Origin of the sequence: Vreelandella sp. F11, from assembly GCF_042466685.1 — a bacterium.
Classification (GTDB): Bacteria; Pseudomonadota; Gammaproteobacteria; order Pseudomonadales; family Halomonadaceae; genus Vreelandella.
On record NZ_CP170448.1, the window covers coordinates 546217 to 567726 of the forward strand.

At 56.5% G+C, this 21510-nt stretch carries 20 protein-coding genes; 13 read left to right on the forward strand and 7 right to left on the reverse strand.

Annotated elements, in window-relative coordinates:
* Nucleotides 1-13 precede the first annotated feature (13 nt).
* The 7 genes from ACFIOZ_RS02530 to map all read right to left on the reverse strand — a co-directional run bounded on the left by ACFIOZ_RS02530 (nt 14) and on the right by map (nt 8005).
* Nucleotides 14-403: a hypothetical protein gene (locus ACFIOZ_RS02530; RefSeq protein WP_088699679.1), complete on the reverse strand. Its 390-nt coding sequence runs from the start codon at nt 401-403 to the stop codon at nt 14-16.
* On the reverse strand, nt 400-1572 hold the full coding sequence (dapE, locus tag ACFIOZ_RS02535; RefSeq protein ID WP_386082035.1) for a succinyl-diaminopimelate desuccinylase: 1173 nt from the start codon (nt 1570-1572) through the stop codon (nt 400-402). The genes ACFIOZ_RS02530 and dapE overlap by 4 nt, the downstream gene beginning before the upstream one ends.
* Nucleotides 1559-2584, reverse strand: coding sequence for a 2,3,4,5-tetrahydropyridine-2,6-dicarboxylate N-succinyltransferase (dapD, locus tag ACFIOZ_RS02540; protein ID WP_386082036.1), 1026 nt, complete (start codon nt 2582-2584; stop codon nt 1559-1561). The genes dapE and dapD overlap by 14 nt, the downstream gene beginning before the upstream one ends.
* Nucleotides 2585-2655: 71 nt before the next feature.
* Nucleotides 2656-3000 carry a Spx/MgsR family RNA polymerase-binding regulatory protein gene (locus tag ACFIOZ_RS02545; RefSeq protein WP_386082038.1) on the reverse strand — a complete coding sequence of 115 codons (345 nt, stop codon included), beginning with the start codon at nt 2998-3000 and terminating at the stop codon, nt 2656-2658.
* 52 nt (nt 3001-3052) lie between these two features.
* Complete coding sequence (gene dapC, locus ACFIOZ_RS02550; RefSeq protein ID WP_386082039.1) at nt 3053-4249, reverse strand: succinyldiaminopimelate transaminase; 1197 nt, start codon at nt 4247-4249, stop codon at nt 3053-3055.
* Between the two features lie 289 nt (nt 4250-4538).
* The gene (locus ACFIOZ_RS02555; protein ID WP_386082040.1) at nt 4539-7214 is read right to left on the reverse strand and encodes a [protein-PII] uridylyltransferase; all 2676 of its coding nucleotides are present in this window, start codon (nt 7212-7214) and stop codon (nt 4539-4541) included.
* A complete protein-coding gene (map, locus tag ACFIOZ_RS02560; RefSeq protein WP_386082042.1) occupies nt 7214-8005 on the reverse strand; it encodes a type I methionyl aminopeptidase in 792 nt (263 codons plus the stop codon). Before map ends, ACFIOZ_RS02555 begins: the two co-directional genes overlap by 1 nt.
* Nucleotides 8006-8336: 331 nt before the next feature.
* Here map and rpsB point away from each other — a divergent pair, with 331 nt between their 5' ends.
* The 13 genes from rpsB (at nt 8337) to lpxA (ending at nt 21501) form a co-directional block, all read left to right on the forward strand.
* Nucleotides 8337-9086 carry a 30S ribosomal protein S2 gene (gene rpsB / locus ACFIOZ_RS02565; protein ID WP_088698829.1) on the forward strand — a complete coding sequence of 250 codons (750 nt, stop codon included), beginning with the start codon at nt 8337-8339 and terminating at the stop codon, nt 9084-9086.
* Nucleotides 9087-9344: 258 nt separating this feature from the next.
* Nucleotides 9345-10214 carry a translation elongation factor Ts gene (gene tsf / locus ACFIOZ_RS02570; RefSeq protein ID WP_386082044.1) on the forward strand — a complete coding sequence of 290 codons (870 nt, stop codon included), beginning with the start codon at nt 9345-9347 and terminating at the stop codon, nt 10212-10214.
* Nucleotides 10215-10390: 176 nt separating this feature from the next.
* Nucleotides 10391-11164, forward strand: a complete 774-nt coding sequence (gene pyrH / locus ACFIOZ_RS02575) for a UMP kinase (RefSeq protein WP_386082046.1) — start codon at nt 10391-10393, stop codon at nt 11162-11164.
* A gap of 4 nt (nt 11165-11168) precedes the next feature.
* Nucleotides 11169-11726: a ribosome recycling factor gene (gene frr, locus ACFIOZ_RS02580; protein ID WP_088698826.1), complete on the forward strand. Its 558-nt coding sequence runs from the start codon at nt 11169-11171 to the stop codon at nt 11724-11726.
* Between the two features lie 93 nt (nt 11727-11819).
* A complete protein-coding gene (gene uppS, locus ACFIOZ_RS02585; protein ID WP_386082047.1) occupies nt 11820-12608 on the forward strand; it encodes a polyprenyl diphosphate synthase in 789 nt (262 codons plus the stop codon).
* Nucleotides 12601-13431 carry a phosphatidate cytidylyltransferase gene (locus ACFIOZ_RS02590; RefSeq protein ID WP_386082049.1) on the forward strand — a complete coding sequence of 277 codons (831 nt, stop codon included), beginning with the start codon at nt 12601-12603 and terminating at the stop codon, nt 13429-13431. Before uppS ends, ACFIOZ_RS02590 begins: the two co-directional genes overlap by 8 nt.
* The gene (ispC, locus tag ACFIOZ_RS02595; RefSeq protein WP_386082051.1) at nt 13428-14639 is read left to right on the forward strand and encodes a 1-deoxy-D-xylulose-5-phosphate reductoisomerase; all 1212 of its coding nucleotides are present in this window, start codon (nt 13428-13430) and stop codon (nt 14637-14639) included. The genes ACFIOZ_RS02590 and ispC overlap by 4 nt, the downstream gene beginning before the upstream one ends.
* 45 nt (nt 14640-14684) lie before the next feature.
* Nucleotides 14685-16043: an RIP metalloprotease RseP gene (gene rseP / locus ACFIOZ_RS02600; RefSeq protein WP_386082053.1), complete on the forward strand. Its 1359-nt coding sequence runs from the start codon at nt 14685-14687 to the stop codon at nt 16041-16043.
* A gap of 100 nt (nt 16044-16143) precedes the next feature.
* Nucleotides 16144-18495, forward strand: coding sequence for an outer membrane protein assembly factor BamA (bamA, locus tag ACFIOZ_RS02605; protein WP_386082054.1), 2352 nt, complete (start codon nt 16144-16146; stop codon nt 18493-18495).
* Between the two features lie 60 nt (nt 18496-18555).
* Complete coding sequence (locus ACFIOZ_RS02610) at nt 18556-19056, forward strand: OmpH family outer membrane protein (RefSeq protein WP_088698821.1); 501 nt, start codon at nt 18556-18558, stop codon at nt 19054-19056.
* Nucleotides 19057-19109: 53 nt separating this feature from the next.
* Nucleotides 19110-20144, forward strand: coding sequence for a UDP-3-O-(3-hydroxymyristoyl)glucosamine N-acyltransferase (gene lpxD, locus ACFIOZ_RS02615; protein WP_386082056.1), 1035 nt, complete (start codon nt 19110-19112; stop codon nt 20142-20144).
* A gap of 149 nt (nt 20145-20293) precedes the next feature.
* A complete protein-coding gene (gene fabZ, locus ACFIOZ_RS02620; RefSeq protein ID WP_007111709.1) occupies nt 20294-20737 on the forward strand; it encodes a 3-hydroxyacyl-ACP dehydratase FabZ in 444 nt (147 codons plus the stop codon).
* Nucleotides 20734-21501 carry an acyl-ACP--UDP-N-acetylglucosamine O-acyltransferase gene (gene lpxA / locus ACFIOZ_RS02625; RefSeq protein ID WP_386082058.1) on the forward strand — a complete coding sequence of 256 codons (768 nt, stop codon included), beginning with the start codon at nt 20734-20736 and terminating at the stop codon, nt 21499-21501. The genes fabZ and lpxA overlap by 4 nt, the downstream gene beginning before the upstream one ends.
* The last annotated feature ends 9 nt before the right edge of the window (nt 21502-21510 follow it).

Consider the following 21510-nt stretch of genomic DNA (forward strand, 5'->3'; position numbering starts at 1 on the left):
TTAAAGCGCCCGATTAACGCCCTGAGTCGGGCCACTCTATTGCACCCTCTTTACCGCCGGGCAGCACTTGCCAGAAACGGTCAGGGTCATCGCCGGGGTGCCAGCCGCCTAGAGAGCAGCGCACCTCTGTTTGCAACGCTTCCGCGGCCTGTTGGGCACACTCCTGGTCGGTCATCCAGGGGGTGTGGTTGCTATCAAACCAGAGACTGGCAAACCCATCAGCGGCTTTATCGACCAACAATACCGGCACGCAGTCGCCCTGGTATTGGCCGCGGGTTTGCCATTTGCCTTTACCCGCTGGGCTAAGCGGTGGTGCGATCAGTGTACTTTTCAGCCACTCATTGAGCGCATCGAGCGACACGCTGGCCAGGTAAATCTCTATATCGGGGTAGCGCTCCATCATAGGTTTGCCTCGCCGGAGCAGAGCAGCGCTTGCAGCGTTGCTTCGTAAATCCGGCTTAAATCGTCCAGGTCACTGGCGCGAACGCGCTCATTGACCTTGTGGATAGTGTCGTTGAGCGGGCCCAATTCAACCACTTGGGCGCCCAGGGTGGCAATAAAGCGGCCATCCGAGGTGCCGCCGCTGGTGGAGAGCGCCGGGCGCTTGCCGGTCACCGCTTCGACGCCTTTGATGGCGGCATCAACCAGGGCGCCTTCTGCGGTTAAAAATGGCTCGCCGTTGAGTGTCCAGTCTACCTGATACTCTAGGCCATGCCGGTCTAGAATGGCCTCTGCGCGTGCTTTGAGCTCATCAGAGGTCACCTCCGTAGAGAAGCGAAAGTTAAATACCACTTCTACATCGCCAGGAATGACGTTGGTGGCGCCGGTGCCTGCGCGCAGATTGGAGATCTGAAAGCTGGTGGCAGGGAAAAAGTCGTTGCCCGCATCCCAGTGTTCGTTGACCAATGCATCCAGCGCAGGCATCGCCTGATGAATAGGGTTGCGCGCTAAATGTGGGTAGGCAACGTGACCTTGAATACCTTTGATGTGTAAGACACCGCCCAGCGAGCCCCGTCGACCGTTTTTAATCGCATCGCCAAGGTAGGTGGTCGAGGAGGGTTCGCCGACAATGCAGTAGTCGAGGCGTTCATTACGTTCGCGTAGATGCTCGACGACCGCGCGGGTGCCGTCCACTGCCGGGCCTTCCTCATCGGAGGTGATCAAAAAGGCAATACGGCCATCGTGATCCGGGTGGTTGGCCACAAAGCGCTCAACGGCGGTCAGCATTGAGGCCAGGCTGCCCTTCATGTCCGCCGCGCCGCGTCCGCACAGCATGCCCTCATCATCGATACAGGGCTCAAACGGTGGGTACTGCCAGTTGGTATAGGGGCCGGTAGGCACTACGTCGGTGTGACCGGCAAAGGCCACCACCGGGCCGTGATGGCCGCGAACCGCCCAGAAATTTTTCACGTCGCCAAACGGCAGCCGCTCAATATGAAAATCGAGCGCCGCTAAGCGCTCGATCATGAGTTCCTGGCAGCCTTCGTCGTCCGGCGTTACCGAGGCCCGGCTGAGCAGCTCAAAGGCGAGCGTGAGCGTCGGCGACACTCCTTCAGGCTCAGTTGTGGGCATGCAGTGCCTCGTTCAGGGCGATGGCACTTTTATTGGTCAGGCACTCAATGCGGCCACTCTGGGAGTTGCGGCGCCACAGCTGGTCGTCTTGGCCGGCCAGTTCGCGTGCAGCGACGGTCTTCACTACTTGGCCTTGATCATCCAGCAGCGCGACCTTGGAGCCTGCGGTGATGTAGAGCCCTGCTTCCACCGTGCAGCGATCACCCAGGGGAATGCCGATGCCGGCATTGGCGCCGATCAGGCAGCCTTCGCCCACTTTGATCACGATATTGCCACCACCTGAGAGGGTGCCCATGGTGGAGCAGCCGCCGCCCAAGTCTGAACCTTTGCCGACCACTACGCCGGCCGAGATGCGGCCTTCGATCATGCCGGGGCCTTCGGCGCCCGCATTGAAGTTGACGAAGCCTTCGTGCATCACGGTCGTGCCCTCACCCAGGTAAGCACCCAGGCGTACGCGGGCGGTGTCGGCAATGCGGATGCCGGTGGGTACCACGTAGTCAGTCATTTTGGGGAATTTATCGACACAGTCGACAGACAGCGCGCGGCCCGCCATGCGGGCTTTCAGGCGGCGTGTAGGCAGCTCTTCGATGTCGATGGCGCCTTCGTTGGTCCAGGCAATATTGCGCAGCAGGCCAAACATACCGGTGAGATCAAGGCCGTGAGGTTTGACCAGTCGGTGGGAAAGCAGGTGCAGTTTTAGATACACCTCAGGCGCGGTTTGTGGCGCTTCATCGCTCTCCAGGAACATGGCGACCAGCGGGCGCTGGCTGGCCGAAAGCGCTTCGGCGAGCTCTGCCTGGGCGAAGTGCCCGGCAGCTTCTAACGCTTTAGCCAGGCGTGTGCAGTCTTCGGGTAAAAAGCTGATGGCGGCGTTGCCTTGGGGGGCATCCAGGGCCTGTTTAGCGGCTTCCACTAGGCTTGCGGGTGGGTTGAGCAGCGGCGCCGGGTAGTAGATCTCCAGCCAGTCGCCCTGGGTGTTTTGGGTGCCGATTCCAAGCGCAAAGCTCAGCATAAGAAGTTGTCCTGTCGTGTTGGGAAGTGAAGGTTAGAAAAAAGAGCCTGATTGCCTAGGGCCTTGTAACGTTAGCCGCTTAGCTTGTCGTAATCGCCGTCGCGGTAGCCGACTAAGATGGTGCCATCGTCTTTTTCCAGCAGCGGTCGCTTAAGCAGCGTAGGGTATTTCATCAGTAGCTGGCGGGCGGAATTGGCGTCGTAATCTTTCTCTTCATCAGAGAGTTCGCGCCAGGTTTTGCTGCGCTTGTTAATGACTTCCACAAGCGGTACGCGATGTAAAATATGCTCCAGCAGTGCAGCGGAGAGACCATCTTTACGCAGATCGTGGGTTTTATACAGCAGCGCTTTTTCATCCAAGGCTTTACGCGCTTTGCGGCAGGTATCGCAGTTATCGATGATATACAGCGTCAGCATATGGCCTCCCTAGCATGTTGAAATAGCATGTTGAAACAGAGTGTTGGATCAGTTAACCGCGCTCTACGAGATGTCGAATGCGTTGGGCGGCTTCCAGCGTGGGGGCCAGCTCAGCCACCAGCGCAAGGCGTAAACGGCCCGCACCGGGGTTGACGCCGTTTGTACCCGTGCGGCCCATTAGGCTGCCGGGCAGTACGCTAACGTGCTGCTCGGCAAACAGTCGCTGGGTGAAGGCGATATCGTCGCCACCCGGTACGGCGGGCCATAGGTAAAAGCTAGCTTGCGGCGCGGGAAAATCCATTACCGGGGCAAGTACATCGGCCACCGCGCTAAATTTTTCCCGGTAGGCGTTGCGGTTGGCGTGCACGTGCTGCTCATCCTGCCAGGCGGCGATAGAGGCGTGCTGCAGCGGTAGTGACATGGCGCAGCCGTGGTAGGTGCGGTAGCGCTTAAACGGCGTGAGCAGCGCCGCATCCCCCGCGACAAAGCCTGAGCGCAGCCCCGGTAGATTGGAGCGTTTGGAGAGCGAGTGAAACACCACGCAGCGCCGGTAGTCATCACGCCCCAGCTCGGCACAGGCTTGCAGTAGCCCTGGTGGTGGGGCAGCTTCGTCGAGGTAGAGCTCCGAGTAACACTCGTCCGAAGCGATAATAAAGTCGTGTTCATCGGCCAGTGCAATGAGCTGCTTAAACTCCTCGGCCGGGGTAACGGCACCGGTCGGGTTGCCCGGCGAGCAGATAAACACGATCTGTACGTCGCGCCAGGTTGCGGCGGGCACGGCGCTAACATCAGGGCGAAAATTATTCTCAGCGGTACACTCTAAATAGAGCGGCTCGCCGCCTGCCAGCAGCGTGGCACCTTCGTAGATTTGATAAAACGGATTGGGCACCGCCACTTTCGCCGGGCGGCTGCGATCCAGCGCGGCCTGCACAAAGGCAAAAATGGCTTCACGCGTACCGTTCACTGGAACGACATGCTGCTCGCTGTCGAGTTCGCGCAGTTGAAAGCGCTTAGCTGCCCAATTAGTAATGGCTTGGCGCAGCGCAGGCAAGCCATTGGTTGCCGGATAACGGGCCATTTCCAGCTGGTGCGTCACCATCGCTTCAAGCGCCGCTGGGTAGGGCGCGTGCTGCGGTTCGCCAATGGTCAGCGGGATATGCGTCAAGTCAGCCGGGGGTGTTAGTTCGGCTTTCAGCGCGGCCAGCTTTTCAAACGGGTAGGGATGCAGGGCGTCGAGGTCGGCGTTCATGATGTGTCCGTTGATGGCTGGCGGCATAAACCGTCGATTATAGGCAAGCACCGGTGCAGGCTCAAACCTAACCGGGCGATCATCGTTCGTGAGCAGGCTTGTCGGTGCCGAGGGCAGGTTTCCGCGAGGGCGCTGTGAACCCGTCCGTGGGCGCTACTTTCGACATCTGACCGCCATGGATGGCGGAAATGCCGGAATTGTCGGGAACAATTTCCGGCCATGTCGAAATGCCCTCGCTCCAACCTGCCCTCGGCGCCTAGTTACCTGCACGCTTAACAACAGTTGTTTCTTAAACCCCTAGCACCTCAATCAGGCGTTCGCGCAGCTGCTGCTGGCGCTCGGGGTCGGTCAGTGGTTCGCCTGCCTTGGTGGTGATGAAAAAGACGTCTTCTACCCGCTCGCCGAGGGTGGCGATTTTGGCCGCGGACAGCGAGATGTCCTGCTCCATAAAGATGCGTCCTACCCGGGCCAGCAGGCCGGGGCGGTCGGGTGCCGTTAGTTCCAGCAACGTGCGCTCGTTGGCCGGATCCTGCTCAATCAGCACCTCCGTGGGCACCTTGAAGTGCTTGAGCTGGCGCGGCGTATGGCGGGTGACGATATCCGGGTAGTCGTCCGGGTCATCGAGCTCTTCCACCAGGTGCTGGCGCATCTCTTCGATATGGCCCGGGTCACGTATGGGCTGGCCGTGATTGTCGAGCACAATAAAGGTGTTTAGCGTCCAGTCGTTGTGGGAGGTCGCAATGCGCGCATCGTGAATCGAGAGGCCCAACTGCTCCATGGCTGCGGCGGTGGCGGCGAAGAGATCATCCACCGAGCGGGTGTGAATAAATACCTTGGTGCCGCCTTCGGACATGTCCGCAGTCGGCGCGCTGATCAGTACCAACGGCAGCGGCGACTGGTTGTGATTGAGAATGCCCTGGGTCTGCCAAACGATTTCGCTGGGCGCGTACTGTAGAAAGTAGTCCTCTCCAAGCGATTCCCAAAGATGATCGATTTGCTCACGATTAACGCCGATGGTTTGTAGCAAAGAGCGTGCTTCGGTGCGCGTTTCCCGCACCCAGTCGTCGCGGTCGGGCGGATTGTTCAGGCCGCGGCGCAGGGCGCGTTTGGTTTCGGCGTGCAGTTGACGCAGTAGCGACGCTCGCCAGCCGTTCCACAGCGTGGGGTTGGTGGCATTGATATCGGCCACGGTGAGCACGTACAGGTAATCCAGCCGGGTTTCGTTACGCACGATCAGGGCAAAATCACGAATCACATCGGGGTCGCTGATATCGCGCTTTTGCGCGGTCATCGACATCAGTAGATGGTGCTCCACCAGCCAACTGACCAAGTTGGTATCGTGAGCAGAGATATTATGGCGCTGGCAGAACTGCTCAACGTCCCTGGCGCCAATCTCCGAGTGATCGCCGCCGCGTCCCTTGCCGATATCGTGAAACAGGCCAGCAATCCAGAGCAGATCTAGCTTGGGCAGTTGCTGCATTAGCGCTGCCGCCACCGGGAAGTCATCTTTGGCCTCCGGTTTGCGGAAATTGTGCAAAAATTTGAGCAGTAGCAGGGTATGGGCGTCGACCGTATAAATGTGAAACAGATCGTGCTGCATCAGGCCTACCGCGCGGCCAAACTCAGGCAGGTACTTGCCCAGAATGCCGTAGCGGTTCATGCGCCGAAGCTGGCGGGGAACATTGCCAGGGGCGCGCATAATTGCCATAAAGAGTCGCTGGTGGCGCGGGTCTTCCCGGTAGTGGTCATCGATCTGGTGGCGGTGGTCGCGAATCAGTCGGATAGTGTCGGCGCGCACCCCTTCGATTTCGGGGTGTTTGGCCATCAGCAGAAACAGCTCTAGCATCGCCGCAGGGCGCTCGCGAAATAAATTTCGCGAACGTACCTGAATGTAGCCGCCCTTGGTTTCAAAGCGTTCATTCAGTTTAACAGTGGTCAGTGTTTCCTTGCCGCGCAGGATCACTTCATCGAAATGTTGCAGCAGCATATCGTTAAGGCCGGCGAGCGCGGTGACATGGCGGTAGTAGCGCTTCATAAACTGCTCGACCGCTAGGCGCTCCGGCGTATCGCGAAAGCCAAACATCTCGGCGATGGTGCGCTGATGGTCAAACAGCAGGCGATCTTCGGCGCGGTCGGTGAGCATATGCAGGGCGTAGCGCACCTGCCACAGAAACGCCTGACCCTGGCTTAGAATGCGCAGTTCGGCATCGTTCATAAAGCCGTTGGCGACGATGTCGGTGTACTGCTCGGTGCCAAAGTGGCGCTTGGCCACCCAGCCGATCATCTGGATATCACGCAGCCCGCCAGGGGAGCTTTTAAGGTTCGGCTCCAAGTGGTACTCAGAGTTGTTGTAGCGGTAGTGGCGCGAAATCTGCTCCTGCCACTTAGCTTCGAAGAAGCGGTCGGCGGGCCAAATGTGCTCGGCGCTGAGGCGTTCGCGCATCGCTTCTCGCAGGCTTTCTGGCCCCGCAATCAGGCGAGATTCGAGCAGGTTGGTAATCACTGTGACGTCCGCTTCGGCTTCCCGCTCGCAGTCGCTAAGCGAGCGCACGCTATGGCCAATCTCCAGGCCAATATCCCATAAAAAGGTGATAAAAGCGGTGAGTGGTTCCCGGTAGGCGGTGTCATCGTCCTGCTCCAGCAGTAGTAGCAGATCGATATCCGAGTGGGGGTGTAGCTCACCACGGCCATAGCCGCCGACCGCCACCAGCGCAATACCCTCATCGGGCCACTCATGCTGCGCCCAGGCAATCGCCAGCAGTTGATCCAGGTACCAGGCGCGGCCGCGCACAAGGTCGCGGATGTCCGCACCGGCGCGGAACTGGTCGTCCAGGCGCGCCTGTAGCTCGCGCAGCGCGGCCTTAAAGGGCGCTACCGGCGAACGTGAACCGGCAAGCTCGGTGCGGAACAGATCCAGGTCGTAAAGCGTGGTGTCCGGTTCAAACCGGTGGTGGTGAAGGAGCATCAGTTGGTCAGAAAACTAAAGTCTTCATCGCCACGCGCGGTCAGCACTTCAACGCCGTCTTCAGTCACCAGCAGCGTGTGCTCCCATTGGGCCGAGAGGCTACGATCCTTGGTGACGGCGGTCCAGCCATCGCGCAGCACCTTAGTTTTATACCCGCCGACGTTAATCATCGGCTCGATGGTAAAGCACATGCCTGCGGCGAGCTTAATGTCGGCATCCGGTGCGTAGCCATCATAGTGAAGAAACTGCGGCTCCTCGTGGAATTCGGCGCCGATGCCGTGGCCGCAGAAGTCGCGAACGACGGAGTAGCCGTTGCTTTCGGCATGTTTTTGGATCACACGGGCGAGTTCAGAGAGGCGGACGCCAGGCTTCACCAGCTCGATACTTTTATACAGGCACTCCTGAGTAATGCGGCACAGTCGTTCACCCTGGATCGTCTCACCCACCACGAACATCACGCTGGAGTCGCCGTGGTAGCCGTCGCTGGTTTTGACGGTGATATCCAGGTTCATGATATCGCCATTTTTAAGCTTCTTGGCGTCGTCGGGGATGCCGTGGCACACCACATGGTTGATCGACGTACAGGTCGCTTTGGGAAAACCGTGGTAGTTCAGCGGTGCCGGGGCTGAACCCAGCTCGTTAACAATATACTCATGACAGAGACGGTCGATTTCACCCGTGCTGATACCCGCTTGGATATGGGGGGTGATCATTTCTATCACGCTAGCCGCTTGGCGCCCGGCTTCGCGCATGTGTTCGATTTCAGAAGGCGTCTTGATAGGAACGTTCATGAATGCTCGATATGAATGCAGAGTGGAAAATTGAATGGCGCAATTTAAGACCGTCAAACGGGGTGCGACTTCATCTTGGCAATGATCTATGGTATAAAGCCGCGCGCTTTCCTGCAATCGTGATTCCGAGCTTCTTAGCTGGGAAGGACGCAGTAGGGCAGGGCGATGAATCCGCATTATGCCTCTCAAGAGACACAATGCTCACTATCAAGCCTTAAAAACACACATGCACCGGCACATGGTCCCGGGTGCCGCTGGCAACGTCTAACGTGGTCAACGGTCGGATCCATGGGGTGCGTGGAGGCCTAACCCGAGTTTTAGGAGTTCTACCATGTCTCACGTTAATATGCGTGACCTGCTTAAAGCAGGTGCTCACTTCGGCCACCAGACCAAGTACTGGAACCCGAAGATGAGCAAATTTATCTTCGGCGCGCGCAACAAGATTCACATCATCAACCTTGAGCACACCCTTCCGGCGCTGAACGAAGCGATCGATGTGGTCGAGAAGATGGCGGCATCCAACAACAAGATTTTGTTTGTTGGCACCAAGCGCAGCGCTAGCAAGGTGATTAAAGAAGAAGCTAACCGTGCTGGTCAGCCCTTCGTCAACCATCGCTGGTTGGGCGGCATGTTGACTAACTTCAAGACCATCCGTCAGTCCATTAAGCGTCTGCGTGATCTTGAAACCATGCGCGAAGACGGCACGTTCGAGAAGCTGACCAAGAAAGAAGTCTTGATGGCGACTCGCGAGCAGGACAAGCTTGAGCGTTCTATCGGTGGTATCAAGAACATGGGCGGCCTACCGGACGCACTGTTCGTGATCGACGTTGACCACGAGCGCATCGCGATCAACGAAGCCAACAAGCTGGGCATCCCGGTTATCGGCGTGGTGGATACTAACTCCAACCCCGATGGCGTTGACTACGTAATCCCCGGCAACGATGACTCTATCCGCGCTATCCAGATCTACGTAAAAGCGATTGCGGATGCGTGTGGTCGTGCTAAAGAAGCCAACGCTGAAGAGTTCGTTGAAGTGACCGAAGAGGCCGCTGCAGCTGAAGACAACACTGCCGCTGAGTAAGTGCAGCAGTGGGTGCGGCGAGAAAGTGTGCCGCATCGTGATGAAGGGGGCTATGCCCCCTTTATTCCCGCTAGAGGTTTCATACTGTCTATTTCTGCTGCAGTTGAAACGTCTAGGCGGAACGAATTTGCCGGCGCCTGAATGCCGGCCCCGCAATACAGAGAGACATAGGGCAGCGTGATACATGATGGTCATTTATCATGCCTATACTCTGTGTTGCGTCTAACTCTCATAGAACCATTTCAGAGGTGAATTCTCATGGCAGCTATCAGCGCCTCTCAGGTCAAGGAACTTCGCGAACGTACCGGTCTCGGCATGATGGAGTGTAAAAAAGCACTCACCGAAGCCGACGGTGATATCGAAGTTGCGATTGAAAACCTGCGCAAAAGCTCCGGCCTAAAAGCGGCGAAGAAAGCCGATCGTATCGCCGCAGAAGGTGTAGTGGTTACGCGTGTAGCGGAAGATGGCAGCTACGGCGTAATGGTTGAAATCAACTCCGAGACTGACTTTGTTGCTCGTGATGACAACTTCATCGCCTTTGCCGACAAAATCGCCGCGGCTTTCTTTGCTGCCAAAAGTGAAGATGTTGCTGCCGTGATGGCTGGCGAACTGGAAACTGCCCGCGAGCAGCTAGTTCAGAAAATCGGCGAGAACATCGGTGTGCGTCGTGCCATCGTTGTGAACGCAGCTGACGGTGGCCTGGTTGGCGAATACGTCCACGGCGGCCGCATTGGCGTTTTGACCGTGCTGACCGGTGGCACGTCGGAAGTGGCGAAAGATGTGGCCATGCACGTGGCCGCGATTAACCCCTCCGTTGCCCATCCGGAAAACATGCCCCAGGAAGAGCTGGACGCTGAAAAAGCGATTATCCTGGCGCAGCCGGATATGGCCGGTAAGCCGGAGCAGATCGCTGAGAAAATGGTTCAGGGCCGCTTGAAAAAGTACCTGGCAGAAAACAGCCTGACCGAGCAGCCGTTTGTAAAAGATCCCAACCAGACAGTTGCTGAGTTCGTCAAAGCGGCGGGCGGCGAAGTGGTTGGCTTTACGCGCTTTGAAGTTGGCGAAGGCATCGAGAAAGAAGAAGTCGACTTTGCTAAAGAAGTAATGGAACAGGCTGGCCGTCGCTGAGGTCAGAGGTTTCAGAAAGAAGATGGCGTGCGCGTGAGCGCACGCCTTCGCGTATCCGGCCCCTGTATAATGAATGCTAGTATAATCAGCCCAGATATAGCTGGTTTTATACACTGGTTCTATACCAAGGGGCTGCCCCGCCTGCCTGTTTACAGGTCTGCCTCAGGAGAGATGCCATGTCGAGTGATGTTCAAGAGCCTACCGCCCATGTAGCACCCAGCAAAGTCGCGGGCACCAAGTCAAAATACAAACGTATTTTGCTCAAACTGTCTGGCGAAGCGTTAATGGGGGAGCACGATTTTGGTATTGACCCTAAGGTGCTTGACCGCATGGCGCTGGAGATTGGCCAGCTCGTCGGCATTGGGGTACAGGTGGGCATCGTGATTGGCGGTGGTAACTTGTTCCGTGGCGCGGCGCTCAATGAAGCAGGTATGGATCGCGTCACCGGTGACCATATGGGTATGCTGGCTACCGTAATGAATGCGTTGGCAATGCGCGATGCCTTAGAGCGCTCCAACATCCGCTCGCGAGTGATGTCGGCTATCCCCATGAGCGGCGTAGTCGAGCACTATGACCGGCGTACCGCCATTCGCTATTTAACCTCAGGGGACGTAGTGCTGTTCTCTGCAGGCACAGGTAACCCCTTCTTTACCACCGACTCTGCTGCCTGTTTACGCGGTATTGAGGTAGACGCCGATGTCGTGATCAAAGCGACCAAAGTCGATGGCGTCTACAATAAAGACCCGGTAAAACATTCGGATGCAGTGAAGTACGACCAGCTCTCTTATGATGACGCTCTGGATCAAAAGTTGGGCGTTATGGATTTGACCGCAATCTGCCTGGTACGTGACCATAATATGCCGGTGCGGGTATTTGATATGAATAAGCCTGGTGCCCTACTGAACATGGTGGTAGGGGGCAAGGAAGGCACGCTGATATACAGAGGGTAATGACGTGATCAACGATATTAAGAAAGATGCCGAATCGCGCATGAAGAAAAGCGTTGAGGCACTGCATAGCAACTTCAATAAAATTCGCACCGGTCGTGCTCACCCGAGCATTTTAGACGCGGTGACTGTGGACTATTACGGCAGCCAGGTACCGCTTAGCCAAGTGGCATCAGTCAACGTTGAAGACGCTCGTACGCTGACGATTGCACCATGGGAGCAGGGTATGGTGCAGAAAATCGAAAAGGCCATCATGACCTCTGATCTGGGTTTGAACCCGGCCAGTGCAGGCAACGTTATTCGTGTACCGATGCCCATGCTTACCGAAGAGACCCGCAAAGGCTACATCAAGCAGGCCCGCAGCGAAGCTGAAAACGCTCGCGTTGCCGTGCGTAACGTACGCCGCGACGCAAACGGTGATTTCAAGTCGTTGCTAAAAGATAAAGAGATCACCGAAGACGATCAGCGTGAAGGCGAAGACGCGATTCAAAAGCTGACCGACAAGTATATTGCTGAAATTGATAAGGCGCTGACTGCAAAAGAGCAGGATCTCATGCAGGTATAAACCTGTGCTTTATTCAGCCGCGGGCAGCTTAGGCTGCCCGTTTTGCCACACTCTGGCTGGTTTTTTTATGACTGATCTTTGGTGCGAGAATCCATGACGTCACCGCAGCTTCCTGAAAAACAGCCGGACGATGCCAGTGCGTCTTCGCTGGCCGGGGAGGCCCCGCCGTCTCATGTTGCCATCATTATGGATGGTAATAATCGCTGGGCGCGCGCGCGCGGGCTTTCGGGGGTGCGCGGGCACCGGGCCGGAGTAGAAACCGTGCGTGCGGTGATTCAGCGGGCCGCCGAGCGCGAAGTGCAAACGCTCAGCCTGTTTGCGTTTTCCAGTGAAAATTGGAAGCGCCCAGCCGCAGAGGTTAACGCCTTGATGGAGCTTTTTTTGATGGCGCTAAAGCGTGAAGTCAAAAAGCTCAACGAGCGTAATGTGCGCCTCTCGATCATTGGTGAACAGCGGGGCTTTTCCCACGCCATCCAGAAGCATATACAGCGCGCTGAAGCGTTAACCGCGGGCAACACGGGTATGCATTTGGTGATTGCCGCCAACTATGGGGGGCAGTGGGATATAGCGCGTGCGGCGCGCGCACTTGCAGAACAGGTGGCGGCTGGCGAGTTGTCGCCTGAGGAGATTGACGAGGCATGTTTTGACACCGTGATGGGCGTTGCAGACGTACCGCCAGTGGATCTGTGTATACGTACCAGCGGTGAGCAGCGACTATCCAACTTTATGCTTTGGCAGTTGGCCTATGCCGAGCTGCACTTTTCCCCGCTGCTATGGCCCGACTTCGGCGCGGAAGCGTTTGACGCGGCATTAAACGACTTCTGTCAGCGCCGTCGTCGCTTTGGCATGACGGACGAACAAATAGAGGCGCAGGGTGCTTAAACAGCGGATTATCACCGCAGCCTGGCTAGCACCCCTGGTGCTGGCTGGCCTGTTTGGTTTAGACGGCGGCGCATTCGCGCTATTTACGGCGTTGATGGTGCTACTCGCCACCTGGGAGTGGGCTAATCTGGCGGGCGTTACCCGCACGGTGCAGCGTGCCCAACTAGTGGCCGTGATGGCCGTACTGATGCTGGCGATGTGGCTGACCGGCGCTGCCACGGCGATATGGCCGCTTTGGCTGGCCGCCGCTGGTTGGCTGGTGAATCTCTATTGGGTCACCCGCTACCCTGCTGCAGGAACGCAATGGCAGGCTCCCCTTCGGCGCCTGGCGATGGGGCTGTGGGTACTATTGCCCTGCTGGGTAGGGTTTAACGTTCTGCGCGACATTGGTATGGCTTGGCTGCTGTTCGTGCTGCTGCTGGTGTGGTGCGCGGATATTGGCGCCTACTTTGTAGGACGACTCTGGGGTAAGCGCAAATTGGCGCCCCACGTGAGTCCTGGCAAATCGTGGGAGGGGGTATTCGGTGGTTTGGCGGCGACTGCTATCCTGGCCATCCTTTTCGCGCTGTGGCTGCAGTTGGGCCTGGCTGGCAGCATTACCCTGATACTCATCACCGCCGTGGTCACCTTGGCCTCAGTGCTAGGGGATCTACTGGAAAGTATGCTCAAGCGCCACCGCAACATCAAAGATTCAAGCCAGTTGCTCCCCGGCCACGGTGGGGTGATGGATCGCATTGATAGTCTCACCGCAGCGATTCCGCTATTTGCGCTGTTCTATGTGGAAGTCCTTGTTGAGGTGTTTGCTCAGGTACCACCACTATGAGTCAGTGCGCTAATCAACCAACGGCTATGCAGCGCGTAACGGTACTTGGATCGACTGGCTCTGTGGGCACCAGCACGCTGGATGTGATTGGTCGCCACCCTGACCGTTATAGCGTCCATGCCCTGACCGCACACACTTCCAAAGAGGCCCTGCTAGCGCAGTGTCTAGCGCACCGCCCCGCGGTGGCTGTATTAGATGATGAAGCCGATGCCGCTTGGCTGCGCGAGGAGCTTAAGCGAGCGGGCCAACCCACCGAAGTGAGTGCAGGCCCGCAGGCGCTGTGTGATGTTGCCCGCGATGTGAGCGTCGACTGCGTAATGGCCGCTATTGTGGGCGCCGCGGGTTTGCTGCCGGCACTCGCCGCCGCGGAAGCAGGCAAACGCGTGCTACTGGCCAATAAAGAGGCGCTGGTGATGAGCGGCGCACTGTTTATGGAGGCTGTTTCCCGTTCGGGGGCGACACTGCTGCCGATTGATTCCGAACATAATGCCATTTATCAGTGTCTACCTGCGGAGCATCGCGGTGGGCTTGCCAAACACGGCGTTCGCCAACTGCTGCTAACGGCCTCTGGGGGGCCGTTTCGTACCTGGAGCCAGGCTGATATTAACAATGTCACTCCTGAGCAGGCCTGTGCTCACCCGAACTGGTCGATGGGGCGTAAGATATCGGTGGATAGTGCCACGTTGATGAACAAAGGGTTGGAACTGATCGAAGCGTGCTGGTTATTTGACGCCACTCCTGAGCAGATCCAAGTGGTAGTCCACCCCCAAAGCGTGATTCACTCCATGGCGGCGTATCACGATGGCTCGGTGATTGCCCAGCTGGGTAATCCAGATATGCGTACACCCATTGCCTATGGGCTGGCTTGGCCGGAGCGCATTGACGCTGGCGTTGAAACCCTCGATCTTTTTCAGGTGGCACGGCTCGATTTTGAAGCCCCCGATGAAGTCCGTTTCCCCTGTCTGGGGCTTGCTCGCGACGCGATGCGACAGGGCGGTATGGCACCTGTTGTGCTCAACGCCGTTAATGAAATCGCTGTAGATGCCTTTCTGCAGCGCCGGATCGGCTTTACGGCGATTGGGCAATTGGTGGCCGACGTACTTTCACGCCCCTATCAGGGCCGTGTTGATAGCCTTGAAAGCGTATTGGCAACTGATCAATGGGCGCGCCAGCAGGCGCTGGAACTGGTAACAAGGTGGTCCGCTTAAGCATTCGATGAGTTGGTCGTTAGTGCAGGGCGTTAAGGAGTGAATGTGGGCCTAATACAGAATATTTTAGCGGTCATCGTGGTGTTGGGCCTGTTAGTGACCTTTCACGAGTTTGGCCACTTTTGGGTGGCAAGGCGCTGTGGTGTCAAAGTGCTGCGTTTTTCGGTGGGCTTTGGCAAGCCACTATGGTCGCGGATTGATCGCCAGGGTACCGAATTTGCCATAGCCGCCATTCCATTGGGTGGCTATGTCAAAATGCTCGATGAGCGTGAGGCACCGGTGCCGGAAGAGCAGCTCGACCAGGCGTTTAACCGCAAGACCGTTTGGCAGCGCATTGCGATTGTGGCGGCAGGGCCTATTGCTAACTTTTTACTGGCGATCGTGGCTTATTGGGTGCTGTTCGTGGCGGGAACCACGGTGGTATCGCCAATGGTGGGCAGCGTTGCGCCTGACTCCCCGGCTGCCGAGGCCGGGCTCTCCAATGGCGATGAAATTGTCGCCATTCAGGGCGATGAGATGCGCTCTTGGGAGGATGTTAACCTCAAGCTGGTGTCGATTATTGGCTTCAGCGGAGAGTTGGATATCGACGCTCGCCCCGACGGCGCGAGCGACCCACAGCGCTTTGGGTTGTCGGTGACTGATTATTTAGTGCGCCAGGATCCGCCTCAGCCGTTGCAAACACTGGGTATTACCCCATGGCAGCCGGAGTTCCCGGCTGTTTTAGGCCAGGTAGTCAGTGGGGAAGCCGCAGACCAAGCAGGGCTGGAAGCTGGTGATCGGATGGTGGCGGTTAATGGCGAAACAGTCGATGATTGGATGCACTTCGTTAATATGGTTCGAAGTAGTCCCGGCGAAACGCTGCAACTCACCTATGAGCGAAATGGGGAGCAGTCGAGTGTTGACTTAACCCCCGGGCGTAACCGTTTGGACACCGGGGTTGAGATTGGTTATATCGGCGCAGGCGCTGAACAGGTCGAGTGGCCAGCAGAGTTCCAGCGTGAAATCCGTTACGGCCCTATCGAAGCGGTAGGCCAGGCTGTTTCGCGCACTGGAGCGATGACGCTTCTGACCTTAGATGCCATACGCAAAATGTTTGTGGGGCTGATCTCGCCTTCCAATTTGTCCGGACCAATCACCATTGCCCAGGTCTCAGGTGATTCAGCCCGTGCGGGTATGGAAGCGTTTATTGGTTTTCTAGCGTATCTTTCTATCAGCCTTGGGGTGCTTAACTTACTACCCATCCCGGTGCTCGATGGTGGCCACTTGCTTTATTATTTTATGGAGGTCGTGCGTGGACGGCCAGTATCGGAAAAAACCCAAGCTGTAGGATTGCGCATTGGGCTTGCCATGGTAGGCACCCTAATGTTGATGGCTCTCTATTTTGATCTGATGCGCCTGTGGTAATGACGCGTGTAGCGCGCAGGATGCCTTGTCATCTGCCTGCACAAATGTATATGGTGCCTTTCTGGAATGAACGGCAGACCAACGCGAGCGAATTGACTGCATGAAAATCAAGACCCTTGGAATGGCGGCACTCTTGCTGGCAGGCGCCAGCGGCGCCCAAGCACAATCCTTTGATGTTTCAGACATTCGAGTGGAAGGACTGCAGCGGGTATCCGCCGCCTCGGTCTTCAATGCATTTCCGGTCAGTGCCAATGACCGCGTCAGTGAGCAGCAACTGGCTGCCGCTGCTCGTGATCTATTTGCAACGGGACTGTTTGACGATGTTTCGTTAGCACGCGAGGGCGATGTGCTGGTTATTCAGGTCGTCGAGCGGCCGACCATTGCGCGGCTTCAGATCAGCGGCAACGACCAGATCTCCGAAGAGGACTTGCGCAATGGTTTGCGTGAATCAGGGCTCTCGGAAGGCCAGGTGCTGGAGCTCTCTACGCTTGAAGAGATACAGCGCGAGCTGGAAGGTGTCTATCAGTCTCAAGGCCGCTACAGTGCCAGCATCGATACCGAAGTGGAAGAGGTTGATGAGGGCCGGGTGCAGGTCAATATCAATATCAACGAAGGTGAAGTGGCCAAGATTCGCCAAATCAATATCGTTGGTAACGAAGCGTTTGATGATGAAACGCTGCGTGGTGTGTTTGAGTTAAATGATCGCCCAGGACGCTTTTTCGGCTGGTTCTCTAGCGACGAGTACTCCCGTGAAGCGCTTTCGGGTGATATCGAGCGGCTGCGATCATTTTATCTGGATCGCGGCTACGTCAACTTCGATGTTACCTCGACTCAGGTATCGATTGGCCCTGAAAAATCAGAAATCTTTATTACTCTCAACGTTGATGAGGGTGCCCAGTACCGGGTTGGCAACATCCGTTTCGCAGGTGATCTACAGATCAGCGAAAATGAAGCCCGCCAACTACTCACCGTCAAAGAGGGAGAGATTTTTTCCCGTGGTGATGTAAATGCCTCTACGGAAGCCCTTCGCCAACGTTTAGGCGCCGAGGGCTTCGCCTTTGCTGATATTCAGGGCGTGCCTGAAATGGCTGAGGACGGTGAAACGGTCGACCTGGTGATTGCCGTCAATCCCGGTGAGCGCGCCTACGTACGCCGTATCGAGTTTTATGGAAATACCACCACTCAGGATGAAGTACTGCGGCGTGAGATGATTCAGTTGGAGGGCGCGCCCGCTTCCACCGAAGCCATTACCCAATCGCGTCAGCGTCTTGAACGACTGGGCTTCTTTAGCCAAGTAGAAGTGGATACTGAGTCAGTGCCTGGCGAACCGGATTTGCTCGATGTGACTTATAACGTCGAAGAGCAGCCCTCGGGCTCAGTCTCGGCAAGCGTTGGCTTCTCCCAGAGCGCCGGGGTTATTTACGGTGTTGGACTATCCCAGAACAACTTCCTGGGTACCGGTAATCGCGTCAACGTAGGCGCTCAGCGCAGTGATACGTTTACCAGCGTTAACTTTGGGTTCACCGACCCCTACTGGACGCTGGATGGCATTTCTCGCGGCTACAATGTGTTCTATCGTGAAACCGATTACGCCGATTCGGATATTTCAACCTTCTCGACGGATGCCTACGGTGCTGGCATCAACTTTGGTTACCCCATTAGCGAACTGTCGCGTCTTAACTTCGGTGCCAGCGTTGAAGACCTAACGGTGAAAACCTACTTCGACACGGCCTCTGAAATACGCCGCTATGTAGAAGATCAGGGCGAAGACGCACAAAGCCTGAAGCTGACTGCCAGTTGGACACGCAACAACCTCAACCGCGGTATCATGCCCACCGATGGCAGCTATCAGCGCTTATCATTGGAAACCGGCGCACCAGGCAGCGATTCTGAGTACTACAAGCTGCGTGCACGGGCGCAACAGCTCTTCCCGATTAACGATGATGAGACCTGGGCATTCAAGTTTACCGGCAATGTTGGCTATGCCGATACGCTGGGAGGCAATGACCCGTTCCCCTTCTATGAAAACTTCTACGCGGGCGGTCTTGGTTCGGTGCGTGGCTTCACGTCGAATACGCTGGGCCAGCGCACCACGCCAGCAACCGAAGGTGGCCGTGACCGTACTCTGGGCGGTAACGTTTCAATAGAAGGTAGCGCCGAGATCATTTTCCCGCTGCCCTTTGTTGAAAATCAGCGCGCGCTGCAAACATCGTTGTTCCTGGATGGTGGTAATACCTTCCTGACCTCTTGCTACGATGTGCTTGCAGAAGACGCAGGGCGCCAGCAGTGTAACTCCGGCGTTGATATGGGCGATTTGCGCTACAGTGCCGGTATCGGCCTTTCGTGGCTAACGCCGGTGGGCCCGCTAACCTTCAGCGTTGCCGAGCCATTGAACGATAAGAGTGGCGATGATACCCAGTTCTTCCAGTTCTCACTTGGCCAATCGTTCTAATTTTGCTAGACCGCGTGCCATGGTGGCGAGCGGCTGGCGTGACATTAAGGAGATAATAGGATGCGTAGACTAACAGCGGTGGTATGTCTGTTGGGCGCGATGATTTTGCCCGCTCACGCCGCAGAAGTCGCGGTGTTGGACTGGCGAGCAGCATTGATGAATACCCAGTCCGCACAGGCCTCAATGAGCAGCCTGGAAGGCCAGATCGGTAACCAGCAGCGTGAAGCGCAGAACCTGGGTAATGAGCTACAGCAATTACAGCAGCGTTTGCAGAACGAAGGCGAAACCATGGCCCAGTCTCAACGTGAGTCGCTAATTAGCGAGCTACAAGAGAAGGGTGGCCGTTTTGAGCAGCTTCGCCGTGAAGTCATGCAGGCTCAGCAGCGCTCCGAACAGCAGTTTTTGGAAAGCGCTGAACCAAAGTTGGAGCAAGCCGTCGCGCAGGTACTGGAACGTCACGGTATTGATGTACTGGTTGAGCCTCAGGGCGTCCTGCACTCAGGTGTGGATCTGCCCAATGTAACTGACGAAGTCACGCAGATTTTTGATACCTTGAACTAAATTTAAACGATGACTGGTGTGGCCAAGCCACACCAAAGCTTCCCTGGGCTCCCATGACGCACGCTTCTCATCACCTAACCCTCGCAGACATTGCGCGCCAACTGGGCGTTACCGTTAGCGGCAACGCCCAGCAGCCGATACGTGGCTTGGCGACGCTAAAAGAAGCGCAGCCGGATCAGGTCGCTTTTCTGGCCAACCGTGCCTATCTGAAAGATTTGGCGACGACCAAGGCGGCAGCGGTATTACTGCACCCGGAGCATGGCAAACACTGCCCGGTAGCGCGTCTGGAAATCGATAACCCGTACTTGGGCTATGCCAAGCTATCGCAGCTGTTTGATCCGCTGCCCGCCCGCGATATCGTCGGTATTCACCCCACGGCGGTCGTAGCGGAAGATGCCCAGATAGGCAGCGGTGTCTGCATTCAAGCGAACGCTGTGATTGAAGCGGGTGCAGTGTTGGGCGACCGGGTAGTGATTGGTGCAGGGAGCGTGGTTGGGGCCGATAGCATTATCGGTGAAGCAACGCGACTGCACGCCAATGTCACTGTTTGCCATGGTGTAGTGGTAGGTAAGCGAGTCATCCTGCAAAGCGGTTGTGTCATCGGCGGTGACGGATTTGGTTTCGCCCATGACGGCGCTGGGTGGCATAAAATTACCCAGTTGGGGGGCGTGGTGCTAGGCGATGATGTTGAGGTGGGGAGCTGCTCCAGCATTGATCGAGGCGCGTTGGGCGATACAGTGATTGGTGATGACGTCAAAATCGACAGTCAGGTGCAAATCGCCCATAACGTTATCATTGGTGACCACAGCGCCTTAGCGGGCTGTGTCGGTATCGCTGGCTCAACCAAGGTCGGTAAGCACTGTATGCTGGGCGGTGGCGTTGGTTTGTCCGGCCATCTAACGATTTGTGACGGCGTACAGGTGACGGGAATGAGCTTGGTGACAAACTCAATCCATGAGCCGGGAGTCTACTCCTCTGGGACTGGCGCCATGGCCAATACTCAGTGGCGTAAAAACGCAGTGCGTTTTAAACAGCTCGATGATATCGCTAAGCGCCTAGCAAGATTGGAAAAAAAGCAGCGTGAATAGTAATGACTGATTGAATTTTACCTGCTGCTGTTTTGAGGCTAGATGGCCGCGGGGTATAATCGCAGTCTTTTAATCAGCGGATGTGCTGGTATTTGCCTGAGGCTCTTCAGGAGTACATCAGGCGTTTTGTTATTTTAGAGGTCGCTACGATGGTTATGGATATCAATGAAATTCGCGAGTACTTGCCCCACCGCTACCCTTTTTTGCTGGTGGATCGAGTAACGGAACTAGCTATCGGTGAATCCATCGTTGCGTACAAGAATGTCAGCATCAATGAGCCGTTCTTCAACGGCCATTTTCCCCATCACCCGATTATGCCCGGCGTGCTGGTGATTGAAGCCTTGGCCCAAGTCTGCGGCATTCTCGGCTTTAAAACGGTCAATAAACTGCCCGCCGATGGCTATGTATACTACCTAGTAGGCAGTGACAAAGTGCGCTTTAAGCGCCCGGTAATGCCGGGCGACAAGCTCACCTTAGAGGCCGACGTGATTAAAGGTAAACGCGGTATTTGGAAATTTGCATGTCGTGCCACGGTTGACGGTGAGCTGGCCTGCGAAGCGGAAATTATTTGTGCCGAGAGGAAGGTGGCTTGATACATCCTACTGCACTGGTCGACCCGACGGCGCGCCTTGCCGACGACGTTGAGGTAGGCCCTTTTAGCATTATCGGCCCCGGCGTCACTATCGGCGCGGGCTCGGTGATTGGCCCCCATGTGGTGGTTAAAGGCCCCACCACGCTGGGTGAGCGCACGCGTATTTTTCAGTTTGCCTCAGTAGGCGAAGATTGCCAGGATAAAAAGTACGCAGGTGAGCCTACACGGTTAGTGATGGGGGACGATAATGTGATCCGCGAAGGTGCTACGCTTCACCGTGGCACTGTACAGGATCGCGGTGAAACCACCATTGGTTCGCGCAATCTGTTTATGGCCTACGTGCATGTCGGCCATGACTGTGTGATTGGTAACGACTGTATTTTGGCCAATCAGGTTACCCTGGCGGGCCATGTCACCGTCGGTGATCATGCTATTTTGGGTGGTCTGGCGGCAGTTCATCAATTCTGCCACTTTGGCGATCACGCCATGGCCGGTGGTGGCTCGATCATTACCAAAGACACGCCTGCCTATATCATGATTAATGGCAACCCGGCGGAAGCGCGGGGCCTTAATCTGGTGGGGTTAAAGCGCCGAGGCTTTAGCCGCGATGCGATTAGTGCTTTAACCGCCGCTTATAAAATGGTCTACCGACAAGGACTAACCACTGAGCAGGCACTAGCCGAAATGCGTAGCCGTTTTGATCTGCCTGAAATTGAGCATTTTGCCGCCTCTATTGAGCGTTCGACCCGCGGTATTACCCGCTAATCCATGCTG